The organism is Vibrio phycocola (assembly GCF_053850235.1).
Genome location: NZ_JBSQDJ010000019.1, coordinates 110,452 through 120,354, shown reverse-complemented (window position 1 = coordinate 120,354; position 9,903 = coordinate 110,452). Strand labels below are relative to the sequence as shown.

Here is a 9,903-nt window from a genome sequence, read left to right as displayed (position 1 = left end):
GCCCGGAGGCGGAATCGAACCACCGACACGAGGATTTTCAATCCTCTGCTCTACCGACTGAGCTATCCGGGCAACGGAGCGCTATTAAACGGGTTTTGTGCTTATTCGTCAACTTATTTTGGTAAAAAAAGGCAAAAAACCAGTTGATTGCTGTCATTTTCATCGATTTGACAATCATAGCTGTCCAGAGTTGAACTGTTTCTTGTATTTGAGCACTTTTTGTAAATAGCGGCGCGACTCAGAACTCGAGTGTTTATTGGTCAGCGCCCAATAAACTTGACTGGGTTTTAATGAGTTAATATCAGCAATCGCGCGTATTCGGTTTCGATCAAAAGTGTTAAAAACGCCACCGGCTCCGCCGTTATAAGCCGAAATCATACTGTATTCTAGAGATAGCGGATCTCGTATGTCTTTTAGATAATAATTTTTTAAGATATAGAAATATGCAGTACCAGCATCAATATTGTTCTCAGGATTGTATAAGTATGCTGGCGAGGGTTGTCCTTTTCGCTTTTTGATTTTCTCAAACACATCTCGTCCAGCGGTTTTAGGTACGACTTGCATCAGGCCGTAGGCATTGGCCCAGCTTACTGCATAAGGGTTAAAGCTACTTTCGGTTTTAATGATGGCGTATATCAGATCAGCGTCAATGCCATACTTTTTCGCAGCTCGATTAATGCTATCCGCATACTGAACCCCTCGAATTTCAAGTTGGTTTTCAACCATGGGGATGACAACGTAATAGGATTTTTTAAAATCGACTTGTTTGACCTGAAGCTTATTTGACAGTAAATAATCGGCAAAGCGAGTGGCTCGCCATGACCATTGCATCGGTTGATTTTCATGATCAACAACTTGTTGATAGAGAAAAGGTTGCCCTTTTAATTCAATATCTTTTGATGAAAAAAGGTCAACACTAAGTGGGTCATCGGGAGTTAGCAATGTTGTTTTAATCGCACGCTTTAGATGAACCAATGGCTCTGATGACGCAATGGTTTCAATGGTAATTGTGCCTTTATCAAAGTTAACTTCGGCACGACTTTGATAGTCATCAATATATTTTACGTAGTTGCTTCTCCCTGCCACCTTGACTTCATTTACGCCCCAACGTTTTTGAATATCGCCAGTAAAACTACTGATTAAGCTATCAAGCGCATCGGTGTCTTTCTCAAACTGTCCGGGTAAGGGAGCGAGATTCCGTGCAAAGCGATTGGTGGGCTCGTAATCTACACCGTAGGTGTTTTCAACAAACTCCCGGCTGCAAGCGCTGAGTAATGAGGCTGTAAGTAAGAAGATATAGAGTCGATGCATGTACTTTAATTCTGTTTTAACGCGCTACGCAGAGGTAGCGCCAAACAATTAGGATTCACTGGGTGGAGTATAGCCTTCGATGTGAACTTCTTTTCCTTCGAATAAGAAATTTACCATTTGCTCTTCGAGTAATTTACGATGCTCTGGATCCATCATATTGAGTTTTTTCTCGTTAATTAGCATGGTTTGTTTGTGTTGCCATTCCGCCCAAGCTTGTTTTGAAATTGAGTCAAAAATGCGCTTTCCTAATTCTCCAGGATAAAATTGAAAATCAAGACCTTCAGCTTCTTGGTTTAAACGAGCACAAAATACGGTGCGGCTCATAGGTGTATCCTCTTAACTATTTGATTCGATGGAAGCTAACTCATAATGCAGTGATTCAATCAATTGCTTTACAGGTGCGGCTAAACCGACTTCCTCTGGTTGCTCTAAGTTATACCAGACTCCTCGGTTTGGTTCCATAATGAGCGATGGTTGTTGATTCAGTTTCACCAGTTTGGGCGTGATATCGAGATGATAGTGGCTAAATGTATGGCGAAACGTGATCAGAGTTTTTGTATATTTGATGTTGCTATCTTTGATCGCGAGTTGTTGTTGGATGTCGCCCATTGATGTTTGTGGGAAACAGTGAAGTCCTCCCCAAATACCGCTGGAAGGGCGCAACTCAAGCCATACTTGGTTTTCAGCCACAATAATAAAAAATTCGGTTTCTTTTACCGGTTTCGCTTTTTTAGGTTTTTTTCCGGGATAATCCAATATATTTCCTTGAGCATGTGCAACACAAAACTGATCTATTGGGCATAGTGTGCATTTGGGCTTACTGCGAGTACACACCATTGCCCCCATATCCATCATAGCTTGATTATAGTTTGTGACCTGTTGCTTGGGAGTGTGCTGCTCGGCAAACTCCCATAAACGGTTCTCAACGTTTTTCTGCCCTGGCCATCCTTCAACAGCAAAACTTCTTGCAAGTGTACGTTTCACGTTACCATCTAAGATTGCATGAGGTTGACCATATACAGAGGAGAGAATGGCCGCTGCGGTCGAGCGTCCGATCCCTGGTAAAGCATGAACCTGTTCAAATTGAGTGGGAAACTCTCCTTGATACTCATCGACGACGATTTTTGCTGCTTTGTGTAAGTTTCGCGCTCGGGCGTAATAACCAAGGCCAGTCCATAAGTGGAGCACTTCATCTTGAGATGCATTGGCCAAGGTAGTAATGGTAGGAAAGCGCTCGACAAATTTTTCAAAATACGGAATGACCGTTGCAACTTGAGTTTGTTGCAGCATGATTTCAGATAACCAAACTCGGTAGGCGGTCTTATTTTGTTGCCATGGGAGGTTCTTACGACCGTATGAGTCGTACCAAGTTAGTATCGCTTTAGCATATGGCGTCAAAAGTGGCTCTTTTATGGTTTTAGGTAACGAAACAAAATTGCACCACATATCCTTGTTTAAGTAAAACCCATATTTTTTGTGGTTATCTCATATGCGATGACGGTGATAATTCGCTTTAAATGGTAGAAACTTTTCAATAATACTTGCACCCACAGTTATTCTTTGGATAATCACAAGCCAATTTTATGAGTGTAAAATTTAAGCAGGTAGGTCAATGAGTGAAGTAACAACTAACGAATACACTGAAGATGGAAAACTGATTCGCAAGATTCGTAGTTTTGTTCGTCGTGAAGGTCGATTAACTAAGGGACAAGAATCCGCGATTAATGATTGTTGGCCTACTATGGGCGTTGATTTTCAAGAGACATTGCTCAATTGGCAAGAAGTGTTTGGGAACGATAACCCGGTTGTGTTGGAAATCGGCTTCGGAATGGGAGCTTCGCTTGTCGAAATGGCTAAAAATGCACCAGAAAAGAATTTTTTTGGTATCGAAGTTCACTCTCCAGGTGTTGGAGCGTGTCTTTCTTCGGCTCGCGATGCCGGTGTGACTAACTTACGAGTGATGTGTCACGATGCGGTTGAAGTCTTCGCATACATGATTCCTAACGATAGCCTTGCGACACTGCAGCTATATTTCCCAGACCCATGGCATAAAAAACGCCACCATAAGCGTCGTATTGTTCAGCTTGAATTTGCTGAAATGGTTCGTCAAAAATTGGCGATAGGCGAAGGTATCTTTCATATGGCAACGGATTGGGAAAATTATGCGGAACATATGATTGAAGTAATGGAACAGGCTCCGGGGTATGAAAATATTGCTCAAGATGGGAATTACATTCCGCGTCCTGAAGAGCGTCCATTAACTAAGTTTGAAGCCCGAGGTCATCGTCTTGGTCATGGCGTGTGGGACATTAAATATAAGCGTTTAAGCTAAGTATTAAATAGTAAAAGGGAGCTCGAAGCTCCCTTTTATATTATTCATCGTGCAAAAACGCTTCAAGTAGCTCATTTAAAAATAACTTTCCTTTGTTCGTTACCTGCCACGTTTGTTCAGTTTCAATTAGATAGTCTTTTTGTTTTGACCAATCAATGGTGGATTGCACATCACGGATCTCTAAACCCGTGGCGGCCACAAACTCACTTTTTGGACATGCCTCAAGTAAGCGAAATCGGTTCATGAAAAACTCGAATGGCCTATCAATGAATTCTACTTCGTGTTCGTTATCTAGATAGGGTTTTAATAAGTTTAGATAGCCTTTAGGGTGTTTCACTTTTGTTGTACGAATGATTCGTCCATCGGTAAAGCTTAGTTTTCCATGAGCACCGCAACCAATACCTAGATAATCCCCAAAGCGCCAATAGTTAAGATTATGACGACACTGATAACCCGGCTTGCTGTATCCCGAGGTTTCATATTGAATGTAGCCCGCGTTAGTTAAGACTTCGTGGCCGCGTTCGAAAATATCCCACAGTGCATCATCATCAGGTAATGTCGGCGGTTTAAAGTGAAATAGGGTATTGGGCTCGATGGTTAATTGATACCAAGATAAATGAGGAGGATCTAACTCAATAGCTTGCTGTAAATCACTCAGAGCCTCGTCAGGGCTTTGATCAGGCAAACCATGCATAAGGTCGAGGTTAAAGCTCTTTAAGCCAATTTGATGCGCTAGCTTTGCAGCATTAATGGCTTCTGAGGCTCCGTGAATTCGTCCTAAAGCGTTTAGTTTATCATTCTTGAAACTCTGGACCCCGATTGAAATTCGAGTTACCCCTGCCTCTCTATATCCGGAAAAACGCTCTGCTTCAATGGTCCCCGGATTGGCCTCCATGGTGATTTCAATATCATTTTCAAACGGAATTCGTTGTTCGACTTGAGCTAGAATTGAAGCAATGCCTTGAGGTGAAATTAAGCTCGGCGTTCCACCCCCAATAAAAATGGTATGGAGCTTGCGCTGTGATGATGTGAGCGCATAGCGTTGTATATCTTGATCAAGATCGTCAATTAACGCTTCAATGTAAGCATGCTCTGGAATCCCACCCTTTAATGTGTGGGAGTTAAAGTCGCAGTACGGGCACTTTTGTACGCACCAAGGAATGTGAATATATAAGCTCAGCGCTGGTGGCGTGATCATTACTGCTTGTCACCCAATGCGGCAAAGAGTTTATCAAGAGCCTTTCCTCGATGTGATAGCTGCTTTTTACGTGTCGGTTCTAATTCGGCAGATGCGCAGTTTTCTTCGGGAACAAAGAAAATAGGGTCATAGCCAAAACCGTTGCTGCCACTTTGAGTTTCGAGGATTTTACCTTCCCATTGACCGTGACAGATTAATGGTGTTGGGTCGTTTTCGTGGCGCATAAGGACTAAAACACAGTGAAATCGAGCCGTTCTTTGAGTTTCTGGTGCCGATTTCATTTCGGCTAACAACTTATCGATATTGGTTTGATCGGTAGCGTTTTCCCCTGAATAACGCGCGGAATAAATACCGGGTGCACCGTTAAGGTAATCGACTTCAAGCCCCGAGTCATCGGCAATTGCCGGGAGGCCAGTTTCTTTTGCTGCATGACGAGCTTTAATAATCGCGTTCTCGACAAATGTGGTTCCTGTTTCTTCCACATCAGATACGTTAAATTCACTCTGTGCGACGACATCAAAGCCGAAATCGTTTAATAGATCGGCCATCTCGCGAACCTTACCTTGATTACCAGTGGCAAGAACGATTTTTTTTATTGGATAAGTGATACTCATGAGATTTATTATTCTTCGCTATAGAATTTTTGGTGGAATTTTAAGACGCCACGCCCTTTTAAGCCGGCATCAACGGAAATATTGAAGCGCAATGTGGTTTGGTCTTCGATTTTCAATGGGGCGATGTAATACATTGCGTCCGCTTCTTTAATAAATTGAAATTCAAGTTGCTGGATTTGACCGACCAGATTTGTTGCAGTTCCTGAAATTTTCGCTTCAATCGCAGGCGTACCCAGTTGAGAATTATCGAGTACGGTTAAGTTTAACAGTGCTTGGTAACTGTTGCGCTCTAGGTTATAGGTGCGAGCGACTTCTGGTGTTAGAAACGTCGAATTAAAGGCAGAGTAGTGCACATCAATACTTTTAATTTGCTGCATTTGCTCCGCATTTACGCTTTGGCTGAGTAATAACCCTGACGCGATTAAAGTGGCTAGGATGGTTCTATATAACATCGATATTCTCCAGCTAGAAGGCCTTTAGATAAGGATTTTTATTATATCGGGAAGTGTTGATGGAGTATGGATTCGAACTTGTTTATGTCGTCCGAGTTCGCCTTTTTCGATATTAATTTGGCTTTTGGCGACCTTAAACTGTTTAGATAGAAATTTCGCCAAATAGGCATTGGCTTTCCCATCGACAGGTGGCGCAGTGATCGCCACCTTGATTTCATCACCGTGTGGTCCAACGATTTGATCTCGGCTTGCTTTGGGCTGAATGTACAGCTTTAGCAAAAGATCGTCACCGTCGAACCATACGGGAGTCATTATAGCTGATACCAAAGTTGACCGACGAGATCACCCATTAAGAAGTTTGCGAATTGAAGCAATATAAATACCACTAAAACGCTTAAATCAAACCCACCAGTGTCAGGTAAGATGCGACGCACAGGCGCGAGCAGTGGTTCTGTTATTTGATGGAATAAGTATTCGATAGGGCTACGACCTTGACTCACCCAACTTAAGATAGCTCTGATCAGTAGGACCCAAAAAACTAATCCACCGGCCGCTTTTATTAGTGAAAGCAACCCAAGTAACAAGAAATAGGGCGTGAAAGTCATGGCTCCAGAAGAGGCGACCAACATTAACACAGTGAACTTAAGTACACATAGAACATAAGCAAACAGCAGTGTCGCTAAATCTATGCTGCCGATCGATGGAATAACACGACGCAGTGGCTTAAGTACGGGCTGAGTGGCTTTCACTATGAACTGTGAAAACGGATTATAGAAATCAGCACGTGTTGCTTGGAGCCATATTCTCAGTAGCACTACCATGATGTAGAGATCAAATACGGTAGAGACTAAAAAAGTGATTGAATTCATATCTTGCCCTTTATTGTTCTTTGATTCATTGAACCCGTTGATATCGAATAAAACGAGTTAAAATAAGGTTTCCATCTCTTCAGCTCGAGAGACCGCGGCTTGCATTGCTTTACTTACGATAGCTTCTAAATCGTGTTCTTTAAAGGTACGAATAGCTTCCGCGGTCGTCCCTCCTTTAGATGTTACTCGTTCTCGAAGTGTGGCAATGTCGAGATCTTGATTGGAAATGACCATTTCTGCTGCGCCAAGTGCGGTTTGCTGTACCATAACTCGAGCTGCTTCTTTATCAAATCCTTGAGCAATTGCCTCTGCTTGCATCGCTTCCATAAAGAGGAAAAAATACGCGGGGCCACTGCCAGATCCTGCTGTAACAGTATTGATTCCAGACTCTTGTTCTACCCAGCACACTTCACCCACCGATTGGAGAAATTGTTCAGCGAAGGCCCTATCTGAAGTGGACGCCAATGTGTTTGCGTATAAACCACTCATGCCCTTATTAACGAGAGCTGGTGTATTTGGCATGACGCGAACTAGGCTTAGCTTGCTACCGAGTAACTCCTCAATGCGTTGGCAAGAAACGCCAGCCGCAATTGAGATCACAAGTTTATTTGTCCAATCGATGTTTTGTAATGGTTCACATACCGTTGCCATAAGTTGGGGCTTAACCGAAAGCACAATTACGTCGGCATCTGCTGCCGCGGTATGATTATCATGACTTGTTTGTACGGAAAATTGTTGTGCTAGGTATTCTAGGCGTTCTGGTGTTGGGTCTGCGGCGATGACATTCTCAGCGGGATAACCACTACTGAGTAAACCGGAAATGATCGCTTCAGCCATATTACCTGAACCGATAAAAGCAATTTTGCGTTGTTCCATGTTAATTGGCTCCATATTACTTGGCTAAATATTGTTAGACGAAAGCTATCTCTGCGCTAAGTTTCTAAATCTCGACTACGATTGAGAAGTTAAGGTTGTGTCTTGTAGTCTCGCGCGCCAAATATGGCGGTCCCAATACGAACAATTGTGCTGCCTGCATCTATTGCAGCCTTCATGTCACCGCTCATCCCCATTGAGAGAGTATCGATGGTTGAATAGTGCTGTTTTAGCTTTGATTGTAAGTCTGCGAGCTGCTGAAACGCTCGATATTGAGAATCATAATCAGCCACACTTTCTGGAATTGACATCAACCCTCTTAACGTGAGGTTGGGCAGTGAGGAAATCAACTCTGCCAGAGCAAAAACTTCTTCGTTATTAATTCCTGATTTCGAGTCTTCACCACTGGTATTCACCTGAATAAGTACCTGGATCGGCGCTTTACCTTCTGGGCGTTGGTCGTTTAATCGTTGGGCAATTTTATCTCGACTTACTGTATGTACCCAATCAAAATTTTCAGCGACCGGACGCGTTTTATTCGATTGAATAGGTCCAATAAAGTGCCAAACTAAATTTAGCTCAGGATTATTCTTAGAAAAAAATGAAACCTTATCAACACCTTCCTGAACGTAGTTTTCACCAAATTCCATTTGTCCTGCTTGAATCGCATCTTGAATGGCGTTGACTGGCTTGGTCTTGCTGACGGCTAATAACATGACAGATTTACGAGCGCGACCGCAGTTTTCGGTCATCGAGTCTATTTGTGACGTGATATTTTGGATGTTGGTTTCAATTCTATTCATAGTGACTAATTGGGTTAGGAAATAATATGTCTGTTGAACTGGATGATATTTTGTCCCTCAGTGTAAAGCATAATGCGTCAGATCTACATATTTCTGCGCGACTAAGGCCAAGAATTCGAGTCGATGGGCAATTGGTCGTACTTACGCAAGTCGAATGCCTTTCAAACCAGCAAATTGATCAAATACTTCACGATATTTACCCAGACGCTAAATTGGGGGCATTTCTTCAGGTTGATTTTAGTTATGAGCACTCACATTGGGGACGTTTTCGTGTGAACTGTTTTTATCAAAATACCGGTTTATCGATTGTAATGAGAAGAATTGGAACGACCGTTCCTGAGCTTTCTCAATTGGGTGTGCCGAGCGGGGTTTTAACATTGCCCTCTCTTGAACAAGGCTTAGTACTCGTGACTGGCCCAACTGGTTCAGGTAAATCAACGACTCTAAGTGCTCTAATTGGTCAGATTAACCAACAATACGCAAAACACATTTTGACCATTGAAGACCCGATTGAGTTTATTTATCAGTCGCAACAATCGTTAATTTCTCAGCGAGAAGTCCACTCTCATGTTGAATCATTCACCGATGCGTTAAAAGCGGCTTTGCGCGAAGACCCTGATGTTATCTTGGTTGGTGAGCTTCGAGATTGCGAGACAATTCGTTTAGCACTAACGGCAGCGGAAACGGGCCATTTGGTTTTTGCCACCTTGCATACTCAAAGTGCGGCTCAAACGATATCTAGAGTGGTGGATGTTTTTCCGAGTGAAGAACAACAAAGAGTGCGAACTCAACTCGCAGGCTCTCTTCAAGCAGTTATTGCCCAAAGATTATTGGCAAAGAAAAAAGGCGGTCGAGTAGGCTGTTATGAATTACTTATTGCAACGCCTGCGGTGCGAAATGTGATTCGAGAGAATAAGCTTGCCCAATTAAACTCTTTGATTGAAATGGGCAGTGGGCATGGAATGATCAGTTATCAACAGAGTTTACAAAAGCTTAGCGCGAGTGTGGAGTTAGCATAGTGAGGTTACCCCCATTGCGCTTCAAACCAACTTTCTAAAATAATGACAGCAGATTGGCAATCAACATTTCCTTTGCTCAGAGCTTTATAGCCTCCGAGTTGAAATAATTCTTCTCGAGCTGAGGTGGTGGAAAGGCGTTCATCGTGCAGTTCTACTTTTACGCCAAAGCGGCCAAATAAACGATTAGCGAACTTTTTTGCTCGTGGTGCAATGGTTTCGAGATCTTTGCCATGCAGATCGGTCGGTAATCCAACCACGATTAAATTGGGTTGCCACTCTTTAATTTGTTTCTCAATATCATCCCAATTTGGAATGCCATCGTTAGCTTTGAAGGCTTTTAACGGTGAAGCGGTCCCCGTAATATCTTGACCAATGGCGCTGCCGATACTTTTGGTTCCGTAATCAAAAGCCATGATTGTTCGTGACATTATT

General features: G+C 42.8%; 13 protein-coding genes and 1 tRNA gene. 2 read left to right on the top strand and 12 right to left on the bottom strand.

Annotated elements, in window-relative coordinates; all coding sequences use genetic code 11:
- The 4 genes from ACWU4D_RS18230 to mutY all read right to left on the bottom strand — a co-directional run bounded on the left by ACWU4D_RS18230 (position 1) and on the right by mutY (position 2,709).
- Positions 1-72 (bottom strand) — tRNA-Phe (locus ACWU4D_RS18230).
- Between the two features lie 102 nt (positions 73-174).
- The gene (mltC, locus tag ACWU4D_RS18225) at positions 175-1,311 is read right to left on the bottom strand and encodes a membrane-bound lytic murein transglycosylase MltC (RefSeq protein WP_456052871.1); all 1,137 of its coding nucleotides are present in this window, start codon (positions 1,309-1,311) and stop codon (positions 175-177) included.
- 48 nt (positions 1,312-1,359) lie between these two features.
- Entirely contained in the window at positions 1,360-1,635 is a 276-nt protein-coding gene (locus ACWU4D_RS18220) for an oxidative damage protection protein (protein ID WP_456052870.1), read from the bottom strand.
- Between the two features lie 12 nt (positions 1,636-1,647).
- Complete coding sequence (mutY, locus tag ACWU4D_RS18215) at positions 1,648-2,709, bottom strand: A/G-specific adenine glycosylase (RefSeq protein WP_456052869.1); 1,062 nt, start codon at positions 2,707-2,709, stop codon at positions 1,648-1,650.
- 214 nt (positions 2,710-2,923) lie between these two features.
- Here mutY and trmB point away from each other — a divergent pair, with 214 nt between their 5' ends.
- Positions 2,924-3,643: a tRNA (guanosine(46)-N7)-methyltransferase TrmB gene (gene trmB, locus ACWU4D_RS18210; protein WP_456052868.1), complete on the top strand. Its 720-nt coding sequence runs from the start codon at positions 2,924-2,926 to the stop codon at positions 3,641-3,643.
- Positions 3,644-3,683: 40 nt separating this feature from the next.
- On the opposite strand, the gene hemW is transcribed toward trmB, so the two are convergent.
- From hemW to ACWU4D_RS18175, 7 genes are all read right to left on the bottom strand, one after another.
- Positions 3,684-4,841, bottom strand: coding sequence for a radical SAM family heme chaperone HemW (gene hemW, locus ACWU4D_RS18205; protein WP_456052867.1), 1,158 nt, complete (start codon positions 4,839-4,841; stop codon positions 3,684-3,686).
- Positions 4,841-5,437: an XTP/dITP diphosphatase gene (locus ACWU4D_RS18200; RefSeq protein ID WP_456052877.1), complete on the bottom strand. Its 597-nt coding sequence runs from the start codon at positions 5,435-5,437 to the stop codon at positions 4,841-4,843. The genes hemW and ACWU4D_RS18200 overlap by 1 nt, the downstream gene beginning before the upstream one ends.
- Before the next feature lie 26 nt (positions 5,438-5,463).
- Positions 5,464-5,907 carry a DUF4426 domain-containing protein gene (locus tag ACWU4D_RS18195; RefSeq protein ID WP_456052866.1) on the bottom strand — a complete coding sequence of 148 codons (444 nt, stop codon included), beginning with the start codon at positions 5,905-5,907 and terminating at the stop codon, positions 5,464-5,466.
- A gap of 24 nt (positions 5,908-5,931) precedes the next feature.
- The gene (yggU, locus tag ACWU4D_RS18190) at positions 5,932-6,219 is read right to left on the bottom strand and encodes a DUF167 family protein YggU (protein WP_456052865.1); all 288 of its coding nucleotides are present in this window, start codon (positions 6,217-6,219) and stop codon (positions 5,932-5,934) included.
- Positions 6,219-6,776 (bottom strand): YggT family protein, encoded by a 558-nt coding sequence (locus tag ACWU4D_RS18185; protein ID WP_456052864.1) that lies wholly within the window; start codon positions 6,774-6,776, stop codon positions 6,219-6,221. The genes yggU and ACWU4D_RS18185 overlap by 1 nt, the downstream gene beginning before the upstream one ends.
- Positions 6,777-6,833: 57 nt before the next feature.
- A complete protein-coding gene (proC, locus tag ACWU4D_RS18180) occupies positions 6,834-7,652 on the bottom strand; it encodes a pyrroline-5-carboxylate reductase (RefSeq protein WP_456052863.1) in 819 nt (272 codons plus the stop codon).
- A gap of 89 nt (positions 7,653-7,741) precedes the next feature.
- Entirely contained in the window at positions 7,742-8,452 is a 711-nt protein-coding gene (locus ACWU4D_RS18175; RefSeq protein WP_456052862.1) for a YggS family pyridoxal phosphate-dependent enzyme, read from the bottom strand.
- Between the two features lie 26 nt (positions 8,453-8,478).
- On the opposite strand from ACWU4D_RS18175, the gene ACWU4D_RS18170 reads away from it, so the two are divergent.
- Positions 8,479-9,471, top strand: a complete 993-nt coding sequence (locus ACWU4D_RS18170; RefSeq protein ID WP_456052861.1) for a type IV pilus twitching motility protein PilT — start codon at positions 8,479-8,481, stop codon at positions 9,469-9,471.
- 5 nt (positions 9,472-9,476) lie between these two features.
- Here ACWU4D_RS18170 and ruvX read toward each other — a convergent pair whose 3' ends face one another.
- The gene (gene ruvX / locus ACWU4D_RS18165; protein WP_456052860.1) at positions 9,477-9,899 is read right to left on the bottom strand and encodes a Holliday junction resolvase RuvX; all 423 of its coding nucleotides are present in this window, start codon (positions 9,897-9,899) and stop codon (positions 9,477-9,479) included.
- Between the last annotated feature and the right edge of the window lie 4 nt (positions 9,900-9,903).

Coding starts and splice junctions, on each gene's coding strand:
- ACWU4D_RS18195 (WP_456052866.1), bottom strand. CDS start 5,907: ATGTTATATAGAACCATCCTAGCCACTTTAATCGCGTCAGGGTTATTA.
- ruvX (WP_456052860.1), bottom strand. CDS start 9,899: ATGTCACGAACAATCATGGCTTTTGATTACGGAACCAAAAGTATCGGC.
- yggU (WP_456052865.1), bottom strand. CDS start 6,219: ATGACTCCCGTATGGTTCGACGGTGACGATCTTTTGCTAAAGCTGTAC.
- ACWU4D_RS18185 (WP_456052864.1), bottom strand. CDS start 6,776: ATGAATTCAATCACTTTTTTAGTCTCTACCGTATTTGATCTCTACATC.
- proC (WP_456052863.1), bottom strand. CDS start 7,652: ATGGAACAACGCAAAATTGCTTTTATCGGTTCAGGTAATATGGCTGAA.
- mltC (WP_456052871.1), bottom strand. CDS start 1,311: ATGCATCGACTCTATATCTTCTTACTTACAGCCTCATTACTCAGCGCT.
- hemW (WP_456052867.1), bottom strand. CDS start 4,841: ATGATCACGCCACCAGCGCTGAGCTTATATATTCACATTCCTTGGTGC.
- ACWU4D_RS18175 (WP_456052862.1), bottom strand. CDS start 8,452: ATGAATAGAATTGAAACCAACATCCAAAATATCACGTCACAAATAGAC.
- ACWU4D_RS18170 (WP_456052861.1), top strand. CDS start 8,479: ATGTCTGTTGAACTGGATGATATTTTGTCCCTCAGTGTAAAGCATAAT.
- trmB (WP_456052868.1), top strand. CDS start 2,924: ATGAGTGAAGTAACAACTAACGAATACACTGAAGATGGAAAACTGATT.
- ACWU4D_RS18220 (WP_456052870.1), bottom strand. CDS start 1,635: ATGAGCCGCACCGTATTTTGTGCTCGTTTAAACCAAGAAGCTGAAGGT.